The following is a 25699-nucleotide window of genomic DNA, read 5'->3' on the forward strand; positions in this document are numbered from 1 at the left end:
CATCAGGAAGGAACTTCGGGATCATGACCACACCGGAGACCACATCTTTCGAAGACAGTGGCTTCGAACTGCGATTGCAGGAGCAGTTCGACGACACGATCGCCCGCGACCAGCGGATCGAACCGCGTGACTGGATGCCGGACGGCTACCGCAGGACGCTGATCCGCCAGATCGCCCAGCACGCCCACTCCGAGATCATCGGCATGCAGCCGGAGGGGGACTGGATCACCCGGGCGCCCTCGCTGCGCCGCAAGGCGATCCTGTTCGCCAAGGTGCAGGACGAGGCCGGCCACGGGCTCTACCTCTACTCGGCGTCCGAGACGCTGGGCGCGGACCGCGCCGACCTGACGCAGCGCCTGATCGAGGGCCGACAGAAGTACTCGTCGATCTTCAACTACCCCACCCCCACCTTCGCCGACGTCGGGGTGATCGCCTGGCTTGTCGACGGCGCGGCCATCTGCAACCAAGTCCCGCTCTGCCGCAGCTCGTTCGGACCGTACGCACGTGCCATGGTCCGGGTGTGCAAGGAGGAGTCCTTCCACCAGCGGCAGGGCTACGAACTCCTGTCGACGATGATGCGCGGCACCGACGGCCAGCGTGTGGCCGTGCAGGACGCGGTCGACCGGTGGTGGTGGCCGTCCCTGATGATGTTCGGCCCGCCCGACGGTGACTCGCCCAACTCCGAGCAGTCGATGGCCTGGAAGATCAAGCGACACACCAACGACGAGCTGCGGCAGCGCTTCGTGGATATGACCGTTCCGCAGGCGGCCAAGCTCGGCGTCACGTTGCCCGACCCGGAACTGCGCTGGAACACGGACCGCGGTCGGCACGACTTCGGCACCCCGGACTGGTCCGAGCTGCACCGAGTGATCGCCGGCGACGGGCCGTGCAACACCGAACGCGTCGCGCGTCGCCGCGCGGCCCACGAGGACGGCGCCTGGGTGCGCGAGGCGGCAAGCGCGCACGCGGCCAAGCAGGCCGCCCGCGCCCGGGAAGGAGCAGCGGCATGACCGACGACACACAGCAGACGAGGGCTGGGTGGCCGCTGTACGAGGTCTTCGTCCGCGGCAAGCGCGGGCTCAACCACGTCCACGTCGGCTCCCTGCACGCCGCGGACGCGCGCATGGCCCTCACCCACGCCCGCGACCTGTACACCCGGCGCAACGAGGGCGTGAGCATCTGGGTCGTGCCCTCGGACCGGATCACCGCCTCCACGCCGGACGAGCGGGACCCCTTCTTCGCGCCCAGCGGCGACAAGGTCTACCGCCACCCCACGTTCTACGACATCCCCACCGACGTCCCCCACATCTGACAGCCAGGAGCAGGTCATGAACGACGACCACGTCTACCTGTCCCTGAGCGAGGGACACCCCGAAGGCGACGGCCAATGGGCCTTCGGCACCGGCTTCGAGGACCCCCTGCACGGCGCCGACACCACCGTGCCGGACGGGATCGACGCCGAGGAACTGGCCTCCTGCTGCCTGATGTTGGCCGACGACGCCCTGATCGCGGCCCAACGACTGGCCCAATGGTGCATGTGCGCGCCGGAGTTGGAGGAGGAGGTCGCACTGGCCAACATCGGCCTGGACCTGCTCGGCCAGGCCCGGCTGCTCTACGCCCGGGTCGGCCGGGTCGACGGCACCGGCCGGGGCGAGGACGCGTACGCCTACTTCCGCGACGCGGCGCGGTTTCGCAACGTGCGGCTCGTCGAACTGCCCAACGGCGACTTCGCGTTCTCGATCGCTCGGCTACTGGTCTTCTCCGCATGGCGGCTGGCGCTGTTCGAGCGGCTGACCGACGCGGCGGATCCGATCCTCGCCGCCATCGCGACCAAGGCGATCAAGGAGCTCGAGTACCACCGGCTGTACGCCGCGCAGTGGGTCCTGCGCCTGGGCGACGGCACGACGCAGTCACGGCAGCGGATGCAACGCGCACTGGACGAGATCGCACCCCATCTCGCGGAACTCTTCACACCACACGCGAGCCTGCCCGTGGACCCCACCTCGGTACGCGAGGAGACGACCGCGGTGGTGGATCGGGTCCTCGACGCGGCCGGCCTGGTGCTCGCGCAGACCGCATCGGCCGCCGGAAGGGGCCGCGACGGACTCCACACCGAGCACTTGGCCGTGCTGTTGGCCGAGTTGCAGAGCGTGGCCCGGGCCGACCCGCAGGCGACCTGGTGAACGCGACCCGCCTCGACGCCCGGCACGCCCGGCGCATCGCCGAACAAGCGCCGGACCCGGAACTGCCCATGCTCACCCTCGCCGACCTGGGCGTGTTGCGCGACGTCGAGGTCGACGCCCACGGCACGGTGACCGCGACCCTCACGCCCACCTACTCGGGCTGCCCGGCCATGGCCGAGATGCGCGCCGACGTGGCCCGCCGCCTGTACGCGGCCGGCTTTCCCGAGGTCCGGATCCGCACCCGCCTGGACCCGCCCTGGACCACCGACCGGATCACACCCCAGGGACGACGCCTCCTCGCCGAACACGGCATCACCCCACCCGCACCCGCACCCCGGCGCGCTCCCGGACCGGTGCCGCTGCTCCTGTCCACCGCCCCACCCACCGTGCGGTGCCCACAGTGCGCATCGATCGACACCGAGGAGACCTCCCGCTTCTCCGGCACCGCCTGCAAGGCCCTGTGGCGCTGCCGCACCTGCCGCGAACCCTTCGAGTACCTCAAGGAGATCTGATGGCCCCGCCCACCGCACCCGCCGCCCGGCCGCCCCGTGCGCGCCGCCGCCCGGCGTTCCATCCCCTGCGGGTCGCCGCCGTCGAACCGCTGTGCGCGGACGCCGCAGCCATCACCTTCGAGATCCCCGAACACCTCGCGGCCGAATACGCCTTCACCCCCGGGCAGTCGCTGACCCTGCGCCGGACGATCGACGGCCGCGACGAGCGCCGCTCCTACTCGATCTGCGCCGCAGCCGGCTCCCAACCCCGGATCGGCGTGCGCGTGGTGCCGGGCGGGCTGTTCTCCTCCTGGCTGGTCGACGAACTGCGCCCCGGCGACACCGTCGAGGTGACGGGTCCCACCGGGACCTTCACACCGGACCTGACCGAGCCCGGCCGGCACGTCCTGATCGCAGCCGGCTCGGGCATCACCCCGATGCTCTCGATCGCCGCGTCCGTCCTGGCCGCGGACCCGGCGTCGCGGGTAAGCCTGTTCTACGGCAACCGGCGCAGCGACAGCGTGATGTTCGCCGACGAACTCGCCGATCTCAAGAACGTCCACCCCGCCCGCCTCCAACTCGTCCACGTCCTCTCCCGTGAGCCCCGCGAGGCCCGACTGCTCTCCGGGCGGCTCGACCCCGAACGGCTCCATGCCCTCCTCACCGCCCTGGTCGCGGTGCCCGACGCCGACCACTGGTGGCTGTGCGGTCCGCACGGCATGGTCGAGGACGCCCGACGGGTCCTCGCGGACCTCCACGTCCGAGCCGATCGGATCCACCGGGAACTGTTCCACGCCGAAGGCGACACTCCACGGACCGTCCAGCACCCCGACGCCGCCCCGACCGGCCCGGTCAGTCGAGCGACCCTCACGCTCGACGGCCGGACCACATCGGTCCCTCTCCCGCGTGATCGGTCCATCCTGGACGGCGCCCAACTCGTGCGCTCCGACCTGCCGTTCGCCTGCAAGGGCGGCGTCTGCGGCACCTGCCGGGCCCTGGTGAGCGGCGGCGAGGTCGAGATGCGGCGCAACTTCGCCCTGGAGCCGGCCGAGGTCGACGCCGGCTACGTGTTGACCTGCCAGACCTACCCCGTCTCCGAAGTACTCGCCGTCGACTACGACAACTGAGGACGAACACGCCCGAGCGGACCCGATGTCGTCGCCGAGCGTCGTACCCCGCCGTTTCGTCGACCGCCGCACGTCACCACGCCAGGAGGACCACCTGTGACCACGCAGCCCATCACCGGCCCCACCCCCGCCGCCGCGCTCCACGACGACGCCGAGCGGATGAGCCGCGAAGAGATCGCGGCGCTGCAACTGACCCGGCTGCGCGCGACGCTGCGCCACGCGTACGCCCACGTCCCCTTCTACCGGCGCCGGTTCGACGCGGCCGGCGTCGCCCCCGACGACTGCCGTACCCTCGCGGACCTGGCCAGGTTCCCGTTCACCACGAAGGCCGACCTGCGCGAGAACTACCCGTACGGCATGTTCGCCGTGCCGCAGGCCGACGTCCGCCGCATCCACGTCTCCAGCGGCACCACCGGCCTGCCCACAGTCGTCGGATACACCGAGCGCGACCTGCACACCTGGGCGAGCCTGGTCGCGCGCTGCATCCGCGGGGCCGGGGGCAGACCGGGGCACAAGGTCCACGTCGCCTTCGGCTACGGCCTGTTCACCGGCGGGCTCGGCGTGCACTACGGCGCGGAACACCTCGGCTGCACCGTCGTCCCCGCCTCCGGCGGCATGACTGCTCGCCAGGTCCGACTGATTCAGGACCTGCGCCCGGAGATCGTCATGGTGACCCCCTCCTACATGCTCACCCTGCTGGACGAGTTCGACCGCCAAGGCGTCGACGCGGCCGCCTCCTCGCTGCGGGTGGGCATCTTCGGCGCGGAGCCGTGGGGCGAGGGCATGCGTCGCGAGATCGAGGAACGCGCCGGGATCGACGCGGTGGACATCTACGGACTGTCCGAACTCATGGGCCCGGGCGTCGCCGGCGAGAGCGCCACGACCAAGGACGGCCTGCACATCTGGGAAGACCACTTCCGTCCCGAGATCGTCGACCCGCTCGGCGAACGGAACCTGCCCGACGGCACCACCGGCGAACTGGTCCTCACCTCCCTGACCAAGGAGGCCGTGCCGATCATCCGCTACCGCACCCGCGACCTGACCCGACTGCTCCCCGGCACCGCCTGGCCGGGCATGCGCCGGATGGAGCGGGTGACCGGGCGCAGCGACGACATGATCATCCTGCGCGGCGTCAACGTCTTCCCCACCCAGATCGAGGAACTCGTCCTGCAAACACCCGGCCTGTCCCCGCACTTCCAACTCGTCCTGGGCCGCCGGGACCGGATGGATCACCTGGTCGTGCGCGTCGAGGCGCGCCCCGACCTGCCGACGGACGCCCGCGCCGCCGCGTCCGCTCGGCTGGCCCGGGCCGTCAAGGACGGAGTCGGCGTCACCGTCGAGGTCACCGCGGTCGACCCCGACACCCTGGAGCGCTCCATCGGAAAACTCCGCCGCGTGGTCGACACCCGCGAGCACTGACCGACGTGTGGGGGAGCATTGTGGTGGTGGGGTGGGTTGGTGGCGGGTCCGGGGTTTGGTGTGTTGGTTGGGAATCCTGTGGTGGGGCCTGGTCCACAGGAGGTCGTCGGGCGCGACCGCCAGGCGGGGAAGTTCGAGGTGGTCGGCAATATATTCCAGAACCCGGGTGTGCCCGTAGGCGTGAGCCGGCCCGTGGGGTGTGTCCCGCGAACACGGTGGGGGAGCGTGGTCAACGCGCGGGCGAGGGCGACGGTTTCGGGACGGGTGACCACCACGCGGGCCGGGAGTACCACCGAGACGCCGCCGCCGGTCGCGGTCAGGGCGGGGTTTTCCCGCAGTGAGCCGGCCCAACCGCCCCCGCCGGCGCCGCGCCGAGTGGTGTCCGCGGTCGTTGCCGGCGGGTGGTGACAGCCCGGCCCGGGCGTACGCGGCTGTGTCGTCACGGTGTCGTGTCAGGCGCCGGTGGACCCGGTGCGCGAGGCCGATCTCCGGTAGCCCACCCGTGTCGAGGGGGCCCGGCAACCGGACCTCGCTCACCCACCCAATACCGGTGGCGGGGACACCACATGCGGTCCGCGGGCGGACACGTCCACGCCACATCGCCGACCCCGCAGATTCGACGGCGTACGCACACCGGGCAGGCCCGGACGCCTTGCTCGTCGGCATCAAGGACACGTATCCGCCCGCCCGCCGCCCCCGGCGCCGCCACGTCCTCCTCACCGGTGCCGGTCGTGCCCATCCTGTCGTCGGCGCCGGTCGTGTCCACCCTGTGGGGTGACCGGGTCGGGCCGGGACCGGGCGCGGTGATCGGACGAGGCAGGGGCCTGTGCCGGGTGGTCGTGGGGGATCCGGGTGAACGCGGTCGGACGCCCTCGCGCCTCGGTGTCGAGGCGAACCTCGATGCGGGGCGCCGCCGGTCCCGGTCCCGTCCGCCATCCCGGCCGGTCGAGTTCGATACCGATGCCGCCGGCAACTGCGCCACCCCCAGGCGGTAGGCGCCCGCGAGGCGCCCCAGGTACGAGGCGGTCGACTCGAACGCCACGGGCGCGACCCCCAGGACACCCCAGGACGGGACCCGCGGGTATCGCCACGTCGGGCCCGGGCCGAGGCGCTCCCCACCGCTCCCGTCGCCCTCGCGTCCCCTCCCGGCGCGCGCCTTCCCGCTCCCGCGCGCCTTTCCGTTCGCGTTCACCGGACGCGTCGAGCCGCCACGCCGGCGGGCGGTGTGCGCGCCCGAGCGGGGTCGCGGGGCCGGTGGTGTTCCTCGGCGAGGTGATCGAGCCGCACGGCGTCCAAAGAGGCCTCGGTGATGCGTTCGGTGCCGTCGAGGATCGCGCCGATCGCGGCCCGGCGGATCAGCCGGGCCAGGCTCCCGATCCGCCCGGCGGTGCGGGCGCGGGGGATACGACACCAACCGGGGCAGCGTCCCCGCCCGATGCGCCCGCAGATCCAAAGCGCTCTCCATCGCGGCGACCAGGTCCGGGAACGGCTCCGCCCCACCCACACGCGCGGGGAACGCCCCACACTCGACCGGACAGGCCCGCCCGGCGAGTTGCGCCCCACGCACACCCGCGAACAACGGCGTGCCGGCCACGTCGATGCCCGCGTACACGAACGTCGCCCCGATGCGCTCGGTCAGGTCCTTCAACAGGTCCGCGGTCTCCGCGCCGGCAGTGGTACGCGGGCCCCGCCGGCGGATCTCGTCGATCATCACCAACCGCACCCCCGCCTCGCCATGGACGTGGCAGACGGCGTCGACGATCCGCGCCTGGATCATCCGGTCGGTGATCGGCACACCGAGGTAGCGGGCGAACTCCGCCGCCGGGGTCTTCGCGGTCGCCGCGGGCGGCACGAGGACGTACGCGACCGGCACCCGTTCCGAGATCCCCGTCCGGCCGCGTGCGGCATGGGCGAGGTGGCAAGCCCGTCCGACCTGCAGCAGCGTCGTGGTCTTTCCCGCAGCAGCGGGCCCGGTGACGATCAGCCCGGGGCGTGCGGTGACGTCCTGGTGCCGGCCCAGGATCATCAGGGTGCGCACACTTTTCGCGAGCGCGTCGATGGTGGGGGCGCGCACGGTGACGAACCGGGAGGGGTAGGCGAGGCGTTCCTCGAGGCCACGCGGTTCGGCGCCGGGCGGGAGAGGAGCGGGAACAGGCGCGGCGACGAAGTCCCGCCCGCCCTCCCAGGTGGTCAACGACCGTTGCCCTGCCTCGTCACCCCCTCCGCCGCAGGACACGCGGCCCCGCTCTCGGCGCCGGACCCACGTGCCGCCCTCGCCGCCCCCGCCACGGGCGGCGATGCACAACGGCCCGCGCCGGCCGGGGTGTTCACCACAACTCTGCCTCGGCCTGCGTGTCATACAACCCGAACCCGGCCCTCGGCGCGGCCGACGAGGGCCGGCTCCGCCCGTCCTCCTCCTCGCCCTCACCTGCGCTCTCGGCGTCGGGATCCGTGGGGGCGAGAGCGTCGAGGCTGTCGCCCCACCCCCCCCGTCCGGAACAGGACCTGCCCCCGAGGCCTGCGCAGTCTCGACCGGCCCCGATACCGGCGCCCGGGCCACCGCCCGACGCAGCCCCGGCCGGTACCCCCGCGCCCTTCCCGTGCACGTCGTCCGACCGGCGAGGCACCGGCGGCCCGGTGGGGCCGGCCCCGGGAGCACGGCCGCGGTGTCGGGAGCGGTAACAGGGCCCCTGCGGCCCCTTTTCCTCGGCAGCGTTCCGGCGGTGTTCCGCATGCGGCGCATGAGCTGGTCGAGAGCCTCGGCGGGTTCCGCCTCGTGCCGCTCCCGATCCCTGTGCCCGTCGACACCCGCCCTCACCCGGCGCCAGATGTGGTCGTCGAACGGCCGATGGACATGATCACGGTGGATCCACGGGATCTCCGTCAGCTGTGTCGTCTCAGCGGGGTTGTGCGGATGTGGTCCTCTGACCTGGGGTGCGGCACGGATTGAGAATGTTGATTCGTGTTTCGTGGCCTGGGGTTTCGGTGTGTGGTGTCGGGTGTGTCTTTCGGTGGGACGTCGGTTGACCTGCGGTGCTGCAGGGTTTGAGACGGCCGGGCAACGCGGTTGAGAATTCCCTTTGGCGTTCCTTCCGTTGGGCGCATGTGCGAATCGGGTCCGGGTCTTCGACGCGCTCGGCTGCGAGACCTCGTCGTTCTCCGTCGGGGACGCCATCGAGTGTCTGCTCGTGGACGAGGCGGGCCACGTCCGGGTCGGGCACTTCGGCGAGAACCCGGCCGGAGTCCGCCGCCGGAGTGCCGCGGGTCGGCTCGCCCGGACGTCGGACGGTGCCCGCCTCCCCGGTCTGTTCGACTGCTACGCCCTGAACGTGTCGGGCATCGCCGCCCGGGCGTGCCCGTGCACGGACTTTCCGCTCGTAGGGTTACGCTCCGACCGCCCGGACCGGTCGGTGACGGTGCGGGCGAGCCGTGTACGGGGCGCCAAGGCGAGGAGCGGGACCGACTCGCCCACGGAGAGCTCACCGAAACATCGGTCGAGCCGACGGACGTCGGCCTGCTCACCCTGTCCGACGGCTCCGCCCCCGGCCGCCGGCGGGTTGTCGGCCGGGGAAGCAGGATCTACGTCCGGGCCGGACCGTTCACCGCGTGGGGCGTGTTCGACTTCGACAACTGATGCGCGCTGTGGGCTGTCGCCGGGCGTCGATCCCCGGCGTCGTCGACCGCCGAGATCGTCGGTCGCTGTTCGTCCGTCGGGTCGTCGGACCAACCTGTCGGTGCACATCCGGGAGCCCGAAGCCTGGCCCCGATCGAAGCGGCCCCGCGTCCTCGACCTCCGACACCGCCGCCTTCTTGCGTTCGCCCCTTCGGCCCGGCGCCGGTCGGGAGAGGCGTCGGCCGCACGCGCGCGGTCGACACCTTCCGGGTTTCCGTCGCGGGGGCACAGCCCGCACAGCCCGCCGCGAGGCGGAATGTGTGGACCCCCGGGAAGGACACCCCGCCCACCCTGCCGGCAACCACCCACCCACCGCACGCACTTCACGCGAACGAGACCCGGCCGTCACATCGCCGCCCGACCCCACCACGCCCACGGCCTCGACCCTGACTCGCCAGGACGTCGAGGCACCCGCGCCCGCGACGGGCCACCGCTGCGCCGATCACGGGCTCGGGCCGAGGTCCTTTCGTCCCACGGTCCGCGATGGCTTTCCCCGAGTCGGGTCACGCCGGCCGCGGCCGACCGCACGGGTCGCGGCAGTCGAGGCGAAGACCCGCGCGGCGTTCGCGGACGCGTGCCGCCTCCCGGCCGGCGTTGCCGTTTGCCCGTCCCCGGACGCCCGACCCGGTGGCCCCGCCCCGACGCACGTACCTCGCCGTGCGTTACGCGGGCGGATGAATCGCGACGGCGGCTTCGGTCGGGAAGTCGATTTCGTCTTCGTCGAGGCGCAGTTCGTCCAGGGACAGGAGGTGGTGCAGGTGATGTACTCCCGCGTTCGTGCCGACCGCGGCCCGGGCGGCCCGGACCGCCACCGCGGCGGTGGCCCGGGATTGGGAGCGTCCGGAGGCCCACGCGGTCACGGAGCCCCCGACCTCGGCGGCGCCCCCGGTCCCGATCCCCGTCCGGTGCCCGGTTCGGCGTGCCACGCCCGTTCGACGACTCCGGGCGACGACCGTCCAGCGGTCGCTCCCCGGCAGGTGCAGGCCCCGTGGCGCCCGTGATCCGCCGGGGATGCGGGTGAGTGTGGCGAGGGCGAGGGTGGCGAGCCGTGAATCCAGGCCGAAGTACGTTCGCACCGGCACGCCGAACTCGCGGGTCAGCGTGTGCTGATCGGAGAAGTCGGCACGGTACAGGCGACGCCGGGTTCCGCCCGGAAGGTCGATCACCGCGGGGCGGCTGTAGTTGCGGACCGGCGGGCCGTCCTCCGCGTCGGGGAAGGTGCGGCCGAGCAGTCCGTAGCTCCACTCCGTGGCGGCGGCGCCGTGGCGTTCGCCCGCGCCGAGCACGATCGCCACGTCGACGGGTCGGCCGGGCGCGGCGTCGAGGACCGCCGCGGCGAGGAGGGTGGTGAGGCCGGGGGCGAGCCCGATCCCGACGAGCAGCGGGGCGGCGGGGGAGAGCGCTTCGAGGCGGGCGACGTACGGCGTCGTCGCGGTCACGTCCACGAAGGCCGTGCCTCGGGAACACGCCGCCTCGGCCAGTGCGGGGTCCTCCGCGCCCGCGGCGTTGACCACCACGTCGACGCCGGCGAGCGCGTCGAGGTAGGTGCCGCCCGCCCCGTCGCCGAGGTCGACGACCCGGTCCGCCCGGCGCGGGTCGCGCCCGGCCGCGTACGCGGCGTCGCCACCCGCTCGCAACGCGTCCACGACATGGCGCCCGACCGCCCCGTAGCCGCCGAGCACGAGCACCTTCATCATACGAACTCCCCTTTCCGAAGGCCCGGTTGCGCTGTCGCCGAGCGGGCCGGCCGATGCCTGGCGGATCCTGCGGTCCCTAGTCGTGCCGCTCGTCGACGATTTCCGCTTCCTCCGCGACCACGTTCGTCGTGAGCGCGAACGCGGCACGGACCTCGGGGATGGTGTCGGCGACGGCGAACGCCGCGAGGGCGGCGTCGCGCGACGCCCACACCCACATGTCGACCCACGTGCCGTCGGCGAGGCGCGTGAGCCGCGTTTCGCCGAGGCCCGGGCAGGTGGCGCGGACGACGGACAACATTTCCGCGCGGCGCGACAGCATCGCGTCGGCGTCCTGTGCGGCGGTGGTGAAGCGGACGGTGCGCAGCATGGCGGCCATGAGCGGCGACCTCACTCTCTCGGTACGGAACTCTCCGTGAGCGAACTCTCTGAAGCTAAAATCTAGAGCTCGACTCTAGTGATATCTCTAGAGCTACACTCCAGTCATGTCCCAGGTCAAGAAGGAAGCGCCGGACGCGGCGGAACGCGGCACCGCGGAGGACGGCACGGCGAAAGACCGCACGGAAGCCGGCCTCGACGGCGGCGTGGACGGGCGCGCGCCGATTACCGGGCCCCCGCCGTCCCGTCCGCGCGGTGGCAAGCGGGCCGAGAAGGCACGGCAGACCCGCCGAAGGATCGTCGAGGCGGCTCGCGAGCAGTTCCTCGCCCGGGGCTACGGAGCCACGACGCTCCAGGAGATCGCCGCGGGCGCGGGCGTCGCCGTGCAGACCGTCTATTTCGTGTTCGGCAACAAGCGCGCGCTGCTCAAGGAACTGGTCGATGTCACCATCGCGGGCGATGACGAGCCGGTCGCGACCATGGACCGCGCGTGGTTTCGCGACGCACTGGCCGTGCCGACCGCGGCCGACCACCTGCGCGCCCACGTCGCGGGGACCGGCGTCGTCCTACACCGGGTGGCCGCGATCAGCGCCATGCTCGCCGCGGCGGCCGCCGCCGACCCGGACGTCTCGACACTGTGGCCGACGCGCGAGGACCCGCGCTACACCGTCCAGCACACCGCCGCGGCCTCACTGGTGACGAAGCCGGGCGCCCGCCCCGGCATCACCGCCGACGAGGCCGCCGATCTGCTGTACGGACTCCTCAGCACCGAGCTCTACTTGCTCTTCGTCCGGGAACGCGGCTGGACCCCGGACCGCTGGGAGGCATGGGCGTACACAACCCTGCACGACCGGCTGTGCGAGCCGGGGGAGCGACGCGGCGGCTGAACGACGGCCCACACGACGGGAGTTGCCTGAGTCGTGCCTGCGCGTGGCGTGACGGCGGCCCTGCCGTCACATCCGCAAGGCCGCGGCCACGTCGCCGTCGGTACCCGTGTCGGTTCCGCAGTTCTCCGGACCATCGAGTGCGGGGTACGCCGGCAACAGCCCCTGTCCGTCCATGTTGTCGGTACCGTCGACGAACATGACGTGGTGCCACTGCCTCCCGATCCGCACCCGGTCCGTCTCCCTCCGCGATCCCGGGCCCTACGCCCACCGTCCGCAGCTCCTCGAAGAGGAGCTGTTCCGGTGGGGACATTTGAGTACCTTGCCTGCGGGGCGGGGTGTCCCGCTCCCGGCTCGGGCCGCACGATCCCGCCGCGGAGCGGCAGTTCCGCCGCCGCCTGCGGAATGCGGGCGACCGGCCCGCGTTCACGGTGCCCCTGTCCGACGGCCTGCGCCTGCACGTGGTCTACGAGAACGCCGACGAGGACACGAGCGTGGAATACGTGGCCCACCACCCCGCATGGGAGGAGGCCGAGGCCCTGGCCCGCGACGCCGGACACTGGCGAGGTCCGGGCCTGTCCTGGTCCGAGCTGACCCAGGCGACCGACAACGCGCTGCCGGGCGGAACGACCACCGACCCCGACACCCGGCTGCTCCTCCTGTTGCCCGCACTGGGCGATGCCGACCTGCCATCGGGGGCGGGCGCACGGCTCGCCGCGGTCCTGCGCGACCGCCTCGGCGCCGCGCAGCCCGGTCGGCTCGCCGCCTGCATGCTCCGCCGCCAAGGAATGGGAGGCCCTGCCCGTTGGAGCGCCGGCGCGGACGGTGTTCGGGTCAACGATGGCCGCTACTCCTTGAGGGGCCTCGCGTTTTTCGGACAGGGACCGGCTGTCGGTTCATGCGGCCGGTCGCAACTCTTCGAACTCGGCGCGTACTTCGCGTGGCGGGCGGTCTCCCACGGCCGAGTGAAGGCGTTTGCGTTTGTACCGGAATTCCATGTACCGGGTGATATCCCGTCGGGCTGTGTCGCGAGTCGGGTTGACTCACGGGTGAGACCCGCTCGTTCTTCGATACCCCGAAGAAGGATTCGGCCACGGCGTCGGCGTGTCCTGGTCCGGGTCGACGGGCCACGACGGCGTGCGGGCCGCTCCACCTCGGACGCGCCCGCCACCTCACCCACAACCACCACGTCCCGACGGCCACGCAGCAGCGGAATGTCACTCGCCGTGGATACCGTCACCGGCGTTCGAGCCGACGGCGGCCCGGGTATCGGGCGCCGGGAATCAAGGGGGCCAAGCGTGTCGGACGGTGCGTCGGAAAACGGGGTCGGGCCCGGGTCGACCGTCGAACTGCTCGTGGCTGTCGGGCGTACGGACTATCTCGGCGCCGCCCTCGATCGTGAGACCCAGCGGTTCCTCGGGCTGTCGGCGAGCGGTGTTCCGCCGCTCAGCCTGGTGGACGCGATCATCGCCGCCCACTGGACGCCGGGCCTCAAGGTCCTCGTACACAACGAGCAGGCCCTCGACGGTGTCCCGGGTCTGCGCGATCGGCTCACCACCACCGGGGATCCGCGGCTCGCACTCGCCGTACTCCAGGGGAGGACGTGGACCAAGCGCGATCACCGACAGGTGCTGGCCGGTGCGGACCCGCGGCCGCAGTGGCGGGACCTGTGGGCCTCGGTGCGCCGATGGCTGATCGACGGCGACGCCGGTCCCGCCCTCGCCGCGGCCGCGGTGTGTCCGTTTCCCGACGTGCCCACCCATCTGCTGTCGGAACCGGAGGTCCGGCTGAGCCGGGCCGAACTGCTTCGCGCGTTGTCGTCCCTGCGTACGCACGGTGGTGAAGACGCGCTGCGTCGGGTGTTCGACGCCCCGCGGGTGGGTCTGTTTCCCGACGTCCGGGAACTGCTCGAAGCGGCCGTCGGCGCGGGTGTCGACGTGCTGCGGGCCGCGGTGGTCGAAGCCGAGGGCACGGTAGGTCTCGTCGAGGAACTGCGCCACGCGGACACCTACTCCGAAGCCGCGGACAGTCTCGTCCGGCGCGCCGACGTCGACGCGCCCACCCTCCTGACGGCGCACGAGCAGGCACCCTTCGGGCCGCACACGGCCCAGGCACTGGCGGAACGCCCGGACTGCCCACCGGAATTGCTGATCGCGCTGTGTCGGACCCACCCTCGCCCCGACCAGCTCCTGAGGTCCTCCGTCACCACGCCACCCGTCACGATACTCGGCGAACTCGCGCCGCAACGCGTCACGGCGAAGGTGCTGGAGGTCCTGGTGGAGCGTTGCGCGGACGGCGGCCCGATCGGCGAATACCTGTTCACCCATGCCCGCCCGGCCAAGGCCGTGCCGGCACTCGCGCACAAAGTCGACCCCTTTGCGCCCGGGCCCGTATGGGAGGGATTCCACGTCCGCCTCGCCGAAGTCGTCCGCGCCGGACTGGGAGCCGACGCGGCGGCATGGCGCGCGGTGGCCGAACTGCTGCACCGATTCCGAGGCACCGTGACCGAACTGGTGGACAAAGGGGTCCGTCAGGCGACCACGAACGCCGTCGCCTCCACCCCGTGGCCCGCCGCGGCGGACGCACCCGGCCATACCGAGCCACCACGCCTGGACGTGCGCCGCCGGGCGTTCATCTCGCTTGCCGACGCCGCCGCCGATCGGACCATGGACGCGCTGACACCGCACATGGACGACCGGACCGCGTACGACGTCATCGTGCACGGCCGATGGCGCCCCGCCCGCCTGGCGGAACTGATCGCCGGCGCCCCGAGCCGTGAACTCGCCCTCACCGCCCGCCACCCCCGCCTGCCCGCCGACGCGGTGGCCCCCCTCGCGGCACTGGACGACCCGGAGATGAACGCCGGGCTCGTCTACCAGGTCCACGCCAACGGCCGCCTGCTCCACGACATCGTCCAAGGCATCCCGCGACGACCTCACCCCGACGGCACCCGCCTCGCGCTCTCCCCGGCACTGCGCGCCGAACTCCTCCCCGAGGACGGCAGGTACCTCCCACGGCAGTGGCTGACCCCGTTCGTCGGCTCCGGAGACCCGGAACTCCTCGCCGCCGCACTCGGCGTCGTACAAATAAGCAGCCGGCATCTGCAACTGAAGATGGTATTGGGCCGGTGGGAACGCGCGGGTCGTGACGCGGTCGAGGTTCCCCACAGGTTCTCCGACACCACCAAGACCCTGATCGCCAAGCTTCGCGCCGATCCCGATCAGCGAGCCGCGCTGGAAACCCTGCGCGAACACGTCCACGACGCCGAGTCCGCCGAAAGCCTCGCCAAACGTCTGCGCACCACGACCACGCGTTCCCTGCCCCAACTCTGTACGGAACATCTTGAGGTACACGTGTCCGTACTTCGTCCGCACCCGCAGTATGGCCACCTCGTCCAAGACATGTTCGGCGTATTCGTACAATACCAGGGCGAGTTGTCGTCGGTCGGTGTCGTCGAACCCGGTCATCGCCCCACGGTACCGGCGCCGCCGGGCGGGTCGCGGTTCCCGAGTGACGGCGAGAACGAGGCCACAGCGGTGCGAGTGGCGGAACTCGACGGCACGCTCGCACAACGCCGGCCCGGACAACCGACTCGTGGGCCCGGACGAGACACCCGAAAAGGAGGAGCCCGGCCATCGGCCGGGCTCCTCGACACTGGTAGCGGGGGCAGGATTCGAACCATGCGACCTCTGGGTTATGAGCCCAGCGAGCTACCGAGCTGCTCCACCCCGCGTCGGTACGACCAGCCTACGGATTCCGAGCGGTGAGCGCGTCCCCTTTTTCTCCGTGCCATCACTCCCGGATGGGCTCACCACCCGTGTCCGATCCCCGAACGTGCGGATCGCCGGCCCGAGTTGGCCATCGGGCGGCGGATGCGCGTCGTCGCACCACGGTGCCCGGACGCACGACGGCCCTGCCCTGCCTGCCTCCGGCGCGTCTTTCGCTCGTGGTCGAGGCGGGCTATTCGCCTCTGGGTGCGGCCCGGCCCGGGGAGTGCCCGGACCGGGCCGCGTGGCGCGTGGGGGAAGACGGGCTACTGGAAGATGCCGACCCAGTAGTCCAGGTTCGAATTGTGCAGTTTGGAGAAGCTCAGCAGCGGCGAATTCGAATTGGCCACGGTGCACGACTGCGGCGCCGTCTGGCCGGGAATTGTCGTCCCGGTGTCCACGGTTCCGATGATCACGCCATTCTGGTCGATGACCGGTCCGCCGGAGTCGCCGGAGCACACCATTGCACCGTTCCCGACATACCAGGAATGCGTGAGGTCGGCGGTTTTCGTGATGGTGAAATCGCCCTGTCGGAGGTATCGAGTGTTCCCGGCGGTGTCGTTGTATCCGTATCCGTTGACCCGGACACCCGTTCCGGTCGGATACGCCGAGGTGGTGTTGTACGGAAACGCCAGGGATCCCGAGACATGATCGGTGAGTTGCAGGATGACGGTGTCCGTGCGATCGGTGTCGACGTAGACCGTCGTCATCTGATTGACGCCGTAATGCGAGCCGTAACCGCCGGTGCTGCTGCCGTTGTACACGTGGACCTGGTTGACGGCGGTGACCAGGTTGCCGGCGTCGTCCTCGAAGCAGTGGCGGGCGGTGAGGACGAGCTTGCTGTTTCGGTCTCCCGGGGTCCGGCTGATCAGGGCGCCGGAACACGACCCGGCCGGATAGTCGACGTTGATCGACACCATGCCGCCCGCTTCGGTCTCCCAGTCGAGCGCCCGCCCGCCCGTGACGGCGGAGGCCGGCGCCGGGACGCCGATGAGCACGATCGCCGCGGAGAGCACGGCGGACATCATCAGGGTGATCGTTTTTCTCCGGCTCGGTCGCCTGATCATATCTCTCCTCTGATTTTGCGCCGGAATCGACGCGGCTCCAACTCTTCAAGGCGACACCGGGGCCGGAGAAGGCGACTTCGAGCCATGTTCCCGCCCTCGGGTATCAACCGGAAAAGCGGAATCCGATATTTCTTTTGCGGTCCCGTAAATCGAAAGCGGCGGGGACGGATGTTCCCCCCGTTGGGAGAATCTGTGGGGCGGAGGACGAAGTCGCCTGTCGGTGGCCGTTCGTGTCGTTGCTGATCGGTGTCCTTTCGAGGGCCACCCCGGCGGGTGGGGCCTGGAATGCCCGGCCGATCGGCGGGTCTTGGCGTCGTTGAGCCGAACCGGGTTCGCAGGCGTGGCGGTTCCTACAGTGCCTCTCGGGTGTGTCGTCTCAGCGGGGTTGTGCGGATGTGGTCCTCTGACCTGGGGTGCGGCACGGATTGAGAATATTGATTCGTGTTTCGTGGCCTGGGGTTTCGGTGTGTGGTGTCGGGTGTGTCTTTCGGTGGGACGTCGGTTGACCTGCGGTGCTGCAGGGTTTGAGACGGCCGGGCAACGCGGTTGAGAATTCCCTAGCACCGGCCGCTGCATCGTGCCGTGGGGCGTGTGCCCCGACCACGGCGCCACCCTGCGCTCCAACGCGATCCGCAGCAGCTGGTGCACGGACCTCACGTGTCTGAACGCCTGGAGCTACGACCGGCTGGCCGCCCCGTGCCCGGAGGTGGCCACGCACACCGTCCGGGCCGATGACGGCAGCACCGAGTACGGCGTCTGCGACGGCCACGCCATCGGGGCCCGTCTCCAAATCGTCGGCGGCCGGGTTCTGCCCGGCGCTCCGAACCACCGCCCGACCGCCTGATCCACCGGGCCCGCGCCCGGTGCCGCCGGCCGTGGTCGGCTCGTCGGGCTCCTGGTCCTCGATGTACCTCCCTCCCCCTTCAGAGTGCGCCTGGGCGCCCTTTTGCTTCAAGGGTCGCGAAGAGGCTCCTGAGCTGCGCCTTTCATTCCTCTCGCCGAGGGTCGCGGTTGAGTGACGTCCACGCCGGCGAAGCGTTGATCCGGGCATGGACGAGCAGGCAGACCCGGTGACGACCGCGACACGGGCGGAGCTTCGCGTGCGGGGGCGCCACGCACGCCGGTACCTCGTCCGGGGCTGGACGCGATCCGGGCGGACGACGGTACGGGAGGACCCGAGCAGCCTGGTGTCCATGGTGGAGTTGGCGGCGCTCGTGCGGGCGCTGGAGGTGGTGGAGACGGCATCGGCGGTGCCGGACGGGCTGACCGGGCAGGCCGCTCTCGGGTGGCGGGCGGGGACGACCGCCGCGCTGACGGCCCTGCGGACGGCGGTCGAGTACCAGGCCGCACTGCTGCCCCCGCCGCCCCGGCCCCGCCGCGACCCGGCATCTCCGGGGGAGCAGCCGGGGGAGCAGGCCGGCATCGATTGGTGCCAGGGGTAGGGGTTGTTCGCCGGTCGCGGACGGACGTCGGTGTCGTGCCGACCCGCGCCGCCCGCGGCCGGCTCGGTGGTCGAAGCATGACGACCCAGGCTGAAGAGCCGTTCGTTAACGGCACCCCCACGTGCGCGGCCGGGCGCGAGGGCTGATCTGTGCCCAGGCGCCTACCGGGTGGCGGGCAGCTCGCGCCCGATGTCGACGAGGAACGCCGTCGGCACGTCGGCCCGCATCCACTCCTGCCCGTGGGCGGAGACCATGTGGTCGCGGCCGTGCAGCAGCGGGCCGACGTGCTGCGCCATCACGTCCGCTGCCGGGGACGACATCGCGTGGATCGGCGAGGCGGCGGACTTCGAGTTCGGCCACTGCGTCACCTTCGGCAGGGGCCGCGCATGCGTGGAACTCCTCGCCCGGATGGGGACCGACCCACGGACCACCGTCCCGATGGGCCTCGTCGACGCCGACGAGACGCATGCCGACACCGAGGTACGAACAATCCGGGCCGGCACCGGGGCACCACCGGTCCGAGACGGACCCGGACCGGCTCGAGCCGGCCATGATTCGCACGGGGCTCCTCATGCCGGACAGGCGCGGTTCCCACGAGGTCGGACTCGACGCCGACGACCCCCGCAAGCGCGCCCTTCGCACGGGCGAGACCGAGTACGGCCTCGAACTCCCCAGCCGACTCCTCCCCGCGACGGACACCTCACCGCAGCCGGCCCGCACCAGGACCGCCCCGACACCTGAGACCACGCGAACCACCCGACGCCACCGGTGACCGCCACCGACGCGCTTTCCCTCACACCGGCACGACCGACCGCCGCTGCGCCGCCCCGCCCGCCTAGGTGGTTCACGCAGGCGCGGGCGGCTACATCTCCCAGCGTCGGTCGGGCCGCTGCGCCCAGGCCCATTGCCGGCCGGGTTCGACGGTGATCCCGAAGTCGTAGCCGTGCACTTGGTGTTCGTCCTGCCATTGCAGGGCGGCGTCGACCTCGTCCCACAGCCTGCGCGGCCCGCCCTGGACGGCCTTGCCGATCCCGGGCCGGTCGTCGACCACCGCCCAGGAACGTCCTGTGTCCCACAGCTGCCACACGGTCCCGCCTCCGAGTGTGCGAAGCCGCACGTCGGGGAGTCTCAACGCGACGGCGTGGGTGAAGTTCCCGTCCCCGTACAGCGACTCCAACACCCACCCCACCTCCGCCTCCTCCGTGGCGGGCTCGGCCTCGCGCACCGCCTCGAAGGCCGCCCCGCCCCCGTTGCGTTCGCCGCGCAACTCCATGAACGCCACGCTGCGCACGAACTTTCCCGACGCGGTGCGGCCGTCGTCGTCGACGACCAGGCGCAGGAGCGCGCCCGCGCCGAAGCCGGGCGACCACGGCGCGACGATCACCGCGCCGGGGCGGGCCTGTTCGATCCACGCGTAGGGCACGCGGTGGGTGAACGCTGCGGTGGCGTGCACCCGATCGAATACCCCGGCGTGGGCCGCGCCGAGGGTGCCGTCGCCGGCGAGCACGGTCGGGGACAGGCCGAGTCGGGTGTGTGCGGCGCGGGCCGCGGCTGCGAGGGTGGGGTCGATCTCGACTGAGACCACGTTCTCGCCGCCCAGGTGCCAGGCGAGGAGGGCTGCGGTCCAGCCGGGTCCGGTGCCGATCTCCAGGATCCGTTGGCCGGGGCGTACGTCGAGTTCGGTGAGGAAGGAGGCGACGGCGCGGTAGTCGCTGAGCGAGCTGCTCGCCAGGTCGCCGATCGTGTCGCTGGTGCCGTCGTCGACCTGGGTGACCACAGGTCCCGGCCGCACCACGACCTCCTCCCACGTGGTGGGGTCGGTGTGTCGGTCCACCGCGGTGTACCGGCCCGAGACGGGGTCGGCGTGCCAGATCACGTCGGGCGCGAACGCGGCGCGCGGCACGGCGAGCATGGCCTCGCGTATCCACGGGGTGGGGAAGGCGCCCTCGGCGTCGAGGGCGCCCACGATCGCGGCGTCGTCGTGCACTACGGCTTGTCCTTCTTGCGGCGTCCCGGGCCCGGGTCACCGATGCCGGGCAGGGCGCCGTCCTGCTTCTGCTTGGGGTCGGGCTGGGGCGGATCCGGCTGGGGCGCCGGCGGTTTGCTGTGATCACCCACGACGGGGCCTCCACACGTCCTCGGAAGCGAGATGACGTTCCGAGCATGACGCGACACGACGAGCAACTGCAAGACCGCGAGCCGGTGTCCCGACGCATCCGTGCTCGATCCGCCCGTCCGATACACGGACCGCCTCGGTGACCCGACGGCGGTCGTCATGTCATGGCCTCACAAAGGCCGAGCGGGAACTGAACAAGCTGGACGCGGCTCGTCGGGCGGGCCTGGAGCGGGGCATGGCGGCGGTGGCCCGGGATCCGTACGGGCGCGGTACCTCGGCCGCGCGGCCCGGTTACGAGGACTGCCGGGACACGGCCGTGGGCGACGTCATGGTGCGCTACGAGATCTCGAAAGGCCTCCTCCTGGTGACCGTCGTCCGGATGGTTCCGCTCTGACTTCGCCGGGGGCGGGGTTGCGGACACCTGTTCGGGTTCCCGCCTGTCCCGCGCCGAGCATCACCGACGGGTGAGCGTATGTATACAACTGCTTCGTGCGTCACCGGGTGTATCGGATCGGCGAGGCGCAGCACGAGCCCGCGTCGGTTCCCACCGTCGGACGGAACGACCGTCGGAGTTGAGTGGTTTTCCCACATGAAATTCCTTACGGGATATGTGGTGAGGAATTCTGTGCGGATGTCGTCCCGGTGGGATGTTCACGCCCGCCTGCCCGACCGACTCGGTCAGATCTGCGAGGCCAGATTCGTCCCTTTCAGGTTCGCCCCTTTCAGGTTCGCCCCGTTGAGGTTCGCCCCGTCCAGGTTCGCCCCGGTCAGGTTCGCGCGGGTCAGGCCCGCGTCGCTCAAGCCCGCGTCGGTCAGGCCCGCCCCGTTCAGGTGCGCGCCGTCCAGGTGCGCGTGGGTCAGATGCGCGTCGGTCAGGTTCACGCCGTTCAGATATGCGTCGTTCAGGTGCGCGCCGGTCAGAAACGCGCCCATCAGGCTCGCGCCGTTCAGGTACGCGCCGTTCAGGTGCGCGTTGTGCAGGTGCGCGTCGCGCAGGTTCGCGCTGGTCAGGGTCGCGCCGTTCAGGTGCGCGTCGCGCAGGTTCGCGCCGCGCAGGCTCGCGCCGTTCAGGTGCGCGTCGCGCAGGTTCGCGCCGTTCAGGTGCGCGTCGCGCAGGTTCGCGCCGCGCAGGCTCGCGCCGCGCAGATTGGCGCCGCTCAGGTGAAGGCAGGACAGATCGACCAGGGCGCCGGTGGGCTTGAGGAGTCCGAGGGTGGTCAGGGCCGTCTGCACGTCCGGGTCGGGATGGTCGGGCAGACCCTTCGTCCCGGCGGCGGGGGCGCGGTCGCGGAGGAACGCGACGAGGATGCGCGTGATGTGGTCCTTCTGTTCCGGGGCGTCCTGGACGATCTGCTCCAACGCGAAGATCCCGCCCGACCGCACGTACGGCAGATCGGACCCCAGACGCTCCAGCGCCTTGGTGAACCGCTCGGTCACCTGACCACGACGATTGAGCCGGAAGTTGCGGGCCGTGTACAACAACGCGAACCCCGCACCCAGGGCGGCCAACCCCTGGATCGTCGCCAACCGGAACTGCCCCTCGGCCTGCGCACGCGTCGCCGGGTCCAGCCGGTCCCACCCCGGCCGCGACATCGGCACCAGCGCGTGCACCACCGCCGCCCCCCACACCACGGCCACCACCACAACCGCCACCGCGCCGACCGCAGCCCACACCCGCCAACCCCACCCAGGACGCCTCATCCCCACATGGAACAGCGCGGCCGAACCGCCCCGCACGCAAAACAGGGGACCGCCCCGATTCCGAGGGGACTCCCCAGCAACACGCCCGAAACCGAGGCCCGCGTCCGGTCCGATCCCCGACGGACCGATTACCCGTCGCCTGCCCCGTCGCCTGGGGCGTCGTCCTTGGAAACGACGGGGCCCACGACGGCATCCGGGCCGGTCGGGGGCCGATGTGCACCCCCGAAAATGCGCAGCCTGTATAGGGGAATGTGTACGTGAACACCCCTATCCACCCCCGGCCGGCCCCGACGCGGCCCGCTGCTCACGTTGCCGGGCATTCGCCAGCGCCACCCCCAACTTCACCGCATGCTCGGCACCGCGCACCGCGACGCTCTCGACGTGTTTGCGCGGCACGGTCAAGTGCCCCTCCCTCTCCCGGTACGCCGCTGCCGCGGTCAGGGTCAGCGTCCACCGGTCCGGCGCCGCCCTCCGCTGCTCCGGTACCTCGGCCACCGCGACGCCCACCCCGGCCAACGCCTCCCGCTGCGCCGGCGTCGGCCCGGCCCCGGGCCGCTGCTGCCGTTCCAGCCAGGTGCCGACGTCCTCGCCGGACCCCTATGGCCCCGGCGTGCCGGGCCCGGGATGGCACGTCGGGGTCGGCGCGCGGGTTGGGCAGCCCGAGTCCTGCGTTCGTTCCCTCGTGCGGATTGCGGTTTCTCGAAGGGCGGGTCCGGTGGGCGTGTGCCGGTTACGCTCCGGACACGGTGCGTTCGCCCGAGCGTCGTGAACGAGCGGGGAGTGGGTGGTGGCGGTGGGGACTTCGGTGGACGGGGGCGACCTGCGCGCGATGTTGGCCCGGCGCAGCGGCCTGGACGAGGGCTCGCTCTGGTATCCCGTGCATGAGGTGCCGCGCGCGTTCGGACTGTCCTGGCCGCTGACCGCCGGCCGGGCCGAGGACGTCCTGTCCGACCTGCTCGACGGCCTGCGACGCACGCTCCCGCCGCCGGACGAGCCGTCGGGTGCCCGCGGCCGCCGGTACGTGTACCTGTCCGAGATCACCGACCGGTACGCGCGGTGCGACACCCGTCGTATCCTCGAACGGATCCACCACGCCGGGATCACTCCGGCGCGCCCGGACGGGCGGGACTACGACCCGCGTTCGGAACGCGGGTGGGGCGCCCGCCCCTCCACGGCGGCCGACCTCGGCGGCACGCCGTCGTGGGCGTGGTGGCGGGCCGTGCGCGAGGCGGGGGCGCGGCCGTCGTACCGGATGCCCGATCCGTACGTCGGCGAGGGCCCACCGCCCGTCGACCGCGCGCTGGACCTGCGTGACTCCACCGGGGACGACCTGGCCTACCGCGCCGCGCTGCTCGCGGCCGTATACGAAGACCCCCGGCAACTCGACTGCTGGGCGCACCTCGGCGGCGACGCGTTCGACCGCGCCGACGCCGACGAGGCCGCGTTGTCCGAGGCCCTGGGGTTTTACCAGACCGCCGTGGCCGTCGCCGAGTTGTCCCTGCCGCCGGCGTTCGCCGGGGTTCTGGCCTGGGGCGAGTTGGACAACCGGCCGTTGCATCGGGCACTGCACGGCCTCGGGTCGACGTGGTGGAGGCTCGGCGACACGAAGAGGGCGGCGACGGTGTTCGGGAACAGTCTCTGGACCAACCCCGCCGACAATCAGGGCATCCGCTACCTCGTCGGCCCGGCACGGGCGGGCACCGCGTGCCCTCGGTCCTTCGGGTCGTGAGCACGGCGACATCGCCCGGAAGACCCCGGCCACCGTCGGCGCGGCAGGTGCGCGGGAGCACTCCGGCGGCGGCTTGTTTCCCGCGTCGGCCGGGACCGCCGGTGTTGCCTTCCTCGGGCGCCGCCACTCGGCCGAGGAACCGCCCGCCGGCGTGACGCGGCATTCCCGACCGGGGACGAACGATCGACCACGCCGTCTCGTGCGACACGGCGGGCCGCCTACGCGGACGGGCAGGTCCGTTCGAACGCGCTCCGATATGCGCGGGCCCGGCCGCGGGCCGGCGTGCGCCGGGCGCCGGTAGGGTTCGGACGTGACTCGACTTCGTGGGGTCGCCCTCACCGCCGTGGCCGCCCTGTTCGTCCTGGCGGGGTGCTCCGACGACGAGCGGCGAAGCCCCGACCCCGACGCTCCCGTCTACCGGTCCAACATCTACTACTACGACGGCCCCTCACCCGGCTTCGCGCCACCGCCTTCGTCGGCACGACCATGACGACCGCCGACCCGCAAACCGCCCGGCGCGAAGCCGCGGCGTCACCGCGGGATTTCGAGGCCCCGGCCGTCATCCTCGGGGTGACCTTGTGACGAGGGATCCCACCGGCTACGCCACCCAGTCCGGCGGACGCCGGAGCTCGGCGGAACCGGTCGGGAACCCGGGGTGCCCGCCCGTTGGGATGGCCGATGATTCCCGTGTGAGCACATGGCCTCGTGCCGGGCGGCACGGCGCCGTTGATTACGCCCGGACCATGTCTCGATCGGTGTGACGTCGACGTTCGGGCCGGCACCCCCCCCGGACGGGCTGTCAACGGTCCACCGGGACCGGGAGACCTCGTGAATACGGGGGACGGTGCCGTGTGCCCGCTGTGGTTCATCCGTCGAGGAGGGCCAGAAGCCGTTCCGCCTGGCGTTCGAGCGACCCGGCGGGGTTTCGGGCGTGTGCCGGTTTCCCCGGAAGCAGCATGCGCGTCCACAGGTAGGCGAGCAGGGGTCGCAGGCGGCGCACGCCTTCGCGTTCGGTCGGGTGGAGGTCGAGGCGGCTCAGCAGGTGGTCGGCGTCGAAGGCGTCGGTGTCGACCCAGGTGGAGGGGTGTTCGAGGAGTTCGGCGAGTTCGAAGGCTCGGGTGCTGCGGCCGGAGTCCTCGAAGTCGACGATGTGGACGCGCCCGTTTCCGGTGTCGAGGAGGCCCCCGACCGGAAAACCCCGCTGGCCGGGATGTGTGACTCCGCCCGCTGCCTGCAGGCCACCCACCACCCCGGTCACCGGCCCGTCTGGGCCTCCGCCGCCGACAACTACCGGATCTTCATCGGCAAGATCGGCCGAGGTCAGAAGGCAGAACGAAACCGTCTCGATGCTGAAATCCAGCGAGCGGACAGAGTCGTCGCGGAGATCGACACGGCCACAAGGGCGGAGGCGACAAGCTGATGGGGCAGATCACCGACACCAACCGGGCCCGCAACGAACAAGCGATCCGGGCGGCCATGGACCGGCTCCTGAAAGGCGAACTCCCGCCCGGCGGCCGCTGCGACCTCAAGACCCTCGCCGCCGAGGCCGGGGTCACCCGCACCGGCTTCTACGCGAAGAAGGACCGCGACGGCACCATCCGCCCCGGCCCCTACCAGCACCTCGCCGACGAGTTCAGCAGACGCCTGAAAGCCCTCCACGAGGGTGGGCGTCTCACGGACCCCCGCGACGCCCAGATCGAACGGCTGAGGTCCGCCAATCAGGGCCTACGGAATCGCCTCGCCGGACAGGACACGACGATCGAGGAGCTGACCGACTTCAAGCAACGGGCTCTGTCTCAACTCGCAGCCCAGCACGAGGAGATCCTCCGGCTCCGTCAAAAGCCGGGCCCGGTCCAACTGCGGGCCGTCTCTCAGCAACGGCCGGAAAACACCATCGGGACTTGCCACTGAAGCCCAGGGATGCATGCCACCGAGTCGGCCACCGCCGCGAAACGACAGCGGCCGACACGCAGGGAACTGCTAGTTGAGCGGACTGATGATGGTCTGCGGGACCAGGTTGCCGTCGGG

The 25699-nt window shown here is 71.6% G+C and carries 25 protein-coding genes and 1 tRNA gene; 14 read left to right on the top strand and 12 right to left on the bottom strand.

The window, feature by feature from the left end; all coding sequences use genetic code 11:
• The first annotated feature begins 23 nt into the window (after window positions 1-23).
• The 6 genes from paaA to ABIA38_RS40725 all read left to right on the top strand — a co-directional run bounded on the left by paaA (window position 24) and on the right by ABIA38_RS40725 (window position 5220).
• The gene (gene paaA / locus ABIA38_RS40700) at window positions 24-1010 is read left to right on the top strand and encodes a 1,2-phenylacetyl-CoA epoxidase subunit PaaA (RefSeq protein WP_424644032.1); all 987 of its coding nucleotides are present in this window, start codon (window positions 24-26) and stop codon (window positions 1008-1010) included.
• The gene (paaB, locus tag ABIA38_RS40705) at window positions 1007-1312 is read left to right on the top strand and encodes a 1,2-phenylacetyl-CoA epoxidase subunit PaaB (protein WP_424644033.1); all 306 of its coding nucleotides are present in this window, start codon (window positions 1007-1009) and stop codon (window positions 1310-1312) included. The genes paaA and paaB overlap by 4 nt, the downstream gene beginning before the upstream one ends.
• Window positions 1313-1328: 16 nt before the next feature.
• Window positions 1329-2183, top strand: coding sequence for a 1,2-phenylacetyl-CoA epoxidase subunit PaaC (paaC, locus tag ABIA38_RS40710; RefSeq protein WP_424644034.1), 855 nt, complete (start codon window positions 1329-1331; stop codon window positions 2181-2183).
• Complete coding sequence (gene paaD, locus ABIA38_RS40715) at window positions 2180-2695, top strand: 1,2-phenylacetyl-CoA epoxidase subunit PaaD (protein ID WP_424644035.1); 516 nt, start codon at window positions 2180-2182, stop codon at window positions 2693-2695. The genes paaC and paaD overlap by 4 nt, the downstream gene beginning before the upstream one ends.
• Window positions 2695-3801, top strand: a complete 1107-nt coding sequence (gene paaE, locus ABIA38_RS40720) for a 1,2-phenylacetyl-CoA epoxidase subunit PaaE (protein ID WP_424644036.1) — start codon at window positions 2695-2697, stop codon at window positions 3799-3801. Before paaD ends, paaE begins: the two co-directional genes overlap by 1 nt.
• Window positions 3802-3897: 96 nt before the next feature.
• Window positions 3898-5220: a phenylacetate--CoA ligase family protein gene (locus ABIA38_RS40725; RefSeq protein ID WP_424644037.1), complete on the top strand. Its 1323-nt coding sequence runs from the start codon at window positions 3898-3900 to the stop codon at window positions 5218-5220.
• Window positions 5221-5659: 439 nt separating this feature from the next.
• Here ABIA38_RS40725 and ABIA38_RS40730 read toward each other — a convergent pair whose 3' ends face one another.
• The 3 genes from ABIA38_RS40730 to ABIA38_RS40740 form a co-directional block, all read right to left on the bottom strand.
• Window positions 5660-8395 carry a TniB family NTP-binding protein gene (locus ABIA38_RS40730; protein ID WP_424644070.1) on the bottom strand — a complete coding sequence of 912 codons (2736 nt, stop codon included), beginning with the start codon at window positions 8393-8395 and terminating at the stop codon, window positions 5660-5662.
• Between the two features lie 1160 nt (window positions 8396-9555).
• Window positions 9556-10590, bottom strand: coding sequence for a hypothetical protein (locus ABIA38_RS40735; protein ID WP_424644038.1), 1035 nt, complete (start codon window positions 10588-10590; stop codon window positions 9556-9558).
• A gap of 76 nt (window positions 10591-10666) precedes the next feature.
• On the bottom strand, window positions 10667-10966 hold the full coding sequence (locus ABIA38_RS40740) for a hypothetical protein (RefSeq protein WP_424644039.1): 300 nt from the start codon (window positions 10964-10966) through the stop codon (window positions 10667-10669).
• Window positions 10967-11072: 106 nt separating this feature from the next.
• On the opposite strand from ABIA38_RS40740, the gene ABIA38_RS40745 reads away from it, so the two are divergent.
• Complete coding sequence (locus ABIA38_RS40745; protein ID WP_424644040.1) at window positions 11073-11852, top strand: TetR/AcrR family transcriptional regulator; 780 nt, start codon at window positions 11073-11075, stop codon at window positions 11850-11852.
• Between the two features lie 66 nt (window positions 11853-11918).
• Here the strand turns inward: ABIA38_RS40745 and ABIA38_RS40750 are convergent, their stop codons facing one another.
• The 4 genes from ABIA38_RS40750 to ABIA38_RS40765 form a co-directional block, all read right to left on the bottom strand.
• Window positions 11919-12080, bottom strand: a complete 162-nt coding sequence (locus tag ABIA38_RS40750; RefSeq protein ID WP_424644041.1) for a hypothetical protein — start codon at window positions 12078-12080, stop codon at window positions 11919-11921.
• 1052 nt (window positions 12081-13132) lie between these two features.
• Window positions 13133-15316 (bottom strand): hypothetical protein, encoded by a 2184-nt coding sequence (locus ABIA38_RS40755; RefSeq protein ID WP_424644042.1) that lies wholly within the window; start codon window positions 15314-15316, stop codon window positions 13133-13135.
• 188 nt (window positions 15317-15504) lie between these two features.
• A tRNA-Met gene (locus ABIA38_RS40760) sits at window positions 15505-15582 on the bottom strand.
• A gap of 300 nt (window positions 15583-15882) precedes the next feature.
• Window positions 15883-16683: a trypsin-like serine protease gene (locus ABIA38_RS40765; RefSeq protein WP_424644043.1), complete on the bottom strand. Its 801-nt coding sequence runs from the start codon at window positions 16681-16683 to the stop codon at window positions 15883-15885.
• Between the two features lie 589 nt (window positions 16684-17272).
• Here ABIA38_RS40765 and ABIA38_RS40770 point away from each other — a divergent pair.
• The gene (locus ABIA38_RS40770) at window positions 17273-17527 is read left to right on the top strand and encodes a hypothetical protein (RefSeq protein WP_424644044.1); all 255 of its coding nucleotides are present in this window, start codon (window positions 17273-17275) and stop codon (window positions 17525-17527) included.
• Between the two features lie 349 nt (window positions 17528-17876).
• Window positions 17877-18125 (top strand): hypothetical protein, encoded by a 249-nt coding sequence (locus ABIA38_RS40775; protein ID WP_424644045.1) that lies wholly within the window; start codon window positions 17877-17879, stop codon window positions 18123-18125.
• 161 nt (window positions 18126-18286) lie between these two features.
• Here ABIA38_RS40775 and ABIA38_RS40780 read toward each other — a convergent pair whose 3' ends face one another.
• From ABIA38_RS40780 to ABIA38_RS40790, 3 genes are all read right to left on the bottom strand, one after another.
• The gene (locus ABIA38_RS40780) at window positions 18287-18493 is read right to left on the bottom strand and encodes a hypothetical protein (RefSeq protein ID WP_424644046.1); all 207 of its coding nucleotides are present in this window, start codon (window positions 18491-18493) and stop codon (window positions 18287-18289) included.
• 494 nt (window positions 18494-18987) lie between these two features.
• Window positions 18988-20112, bottom strand: coding sequence for a methyltransferase domain-containing protein (locus ABIA38_RS40785; RefSeq protein WP_424644047.1), 1125 nt, complete (start codon window positions 20110-20112; stop codon window positions 18988-18990).
• Window positions 20112-20243 (bottom strand): hypothetical protein, encoded by a 132-nt coding sequence (locus ABIA38_RS40790; protein ID WP_380013209.1) that lies wholly within the window; start codon window positions 20241-20243, stop codon window positions 20112-20114. The genes ABIA38_RS40785 and ABIA38_RS40790 overlap by 1 nt, the downstream gene beginning before the upstream one ends.
• A 137-nt stretch (window positions 20244-20380) precedes the next feature.
• Between ABIA38_RS40790 and ABIA38_RS40795 the strand changes: the two genes are divergently transcribed.
• The gene (locus tag ABIA38_RS40795) at window positions 20381-20635 is read left to right on the top strand and encodes a hypothetical protein (RefSeq protein WP_424644048.1); all 255 of its coding nucleotides are present in this window, start codon (window positions 20381-20383) and stop codon (window positions 20633-20635) included.
• Window positions 20636-20919: 284 nt separating this feature from the next.
• On the opposite strand, the gene ABIA38_RS40800 is transcribed toward ABIA38_RS40795, so the two are convergent.
• Together ABIA38_RS40800 and ABIA38_RS40805 are read right to left on the bottom strand one after the other, a co-directional pair.
• Window positions 20920-21942 carry a pentapeptide repeat-containing protein gene (locus ABIA38_RS40800; protein WP_424644049.1) on the bottom strand — a complete coding sequence of 341 codons (1023 nt, stop codon included), beginning with the start codon at window positions 21940-21942 and terminating at the stop codon, window positions 20920-20922.
• 267 nt (window positions 21943-22209) lie between these two features.
• Window positions 22210-22437 (bottom strand): hypothetical protein, encoded by a 228-nt coding sequence (locus tag ABIA38_RS40805; RefSeq protein ID WP_424644050.1) that lies wholly within the window; start codon window positions 22435-22437, stop codon window positions 22210-22212.
• A gap of 292 nt (window positions 22438-22729) precedes the next feature.
• On the opposite strand from ABIA38_RS40805, the gene ABIA38_RS40810 reads away from it, so the two are divergent.
• From ABIA38_RS40810 to ABIA38_RS40825, 4 genes are all read left to right on the top strand, one after another.
• Window positions 22730-23671 carry a hypothetical protein gene (locus ABIA38_RS40810; protein WP_424644051.1) on the top strand — a complete coding sequence of 314 codons (942 nt, stop codon included), beginning with the start codon at window positions 22730-22732 and terminating at the stop codon, window positions 23669-23671.
• A gap of 310 nt (window positions 23672-23981) precedes the next feature.
• On the top strand, window positions 23982-24161 hold the full coding sequence (locus ABIA38_RS40815; protein WP_424644052.1) for a hypothetical protein: 180 nt from the start codon (window positions 23982-23984) through the stop codon (window positions 24159-24161).
• Between the two features lie 528 nt (window positions 24162-24689).
• On the top strand, window positions 24690-25091 hold the full coding sequence (locus ABIA38_RS40820; RefSeq protein WP_424644053.1) for a hypothetical protein: 402 nt from the start codon (window positions 24690-24692) through the stop codon (window positions 25089-25091).
• Entirely contained in the window at window positions 25091-25582 is a 492-nt protein-coding gene (locus ABIA38_RS40825) for a hypothetical protein (RefSeq protein ID WP_424644054.1), read from the top strand. Before ABIA38_RS40820 ends, ABIA38_RS40825 begins: the two co-directional genes overlap by 1 nt.
• Window positions 25583-25699: the final 117 nt, after the last annotated feature.

It is taken from the genome of Embleya sp. AB8 (genome assembly GCF_049739465.1).
Classification (GTDB): Bacteria; Actinomycetota; Actinomycetes; order Streptomycetales; family Streptomycetaceae; genus Embleya.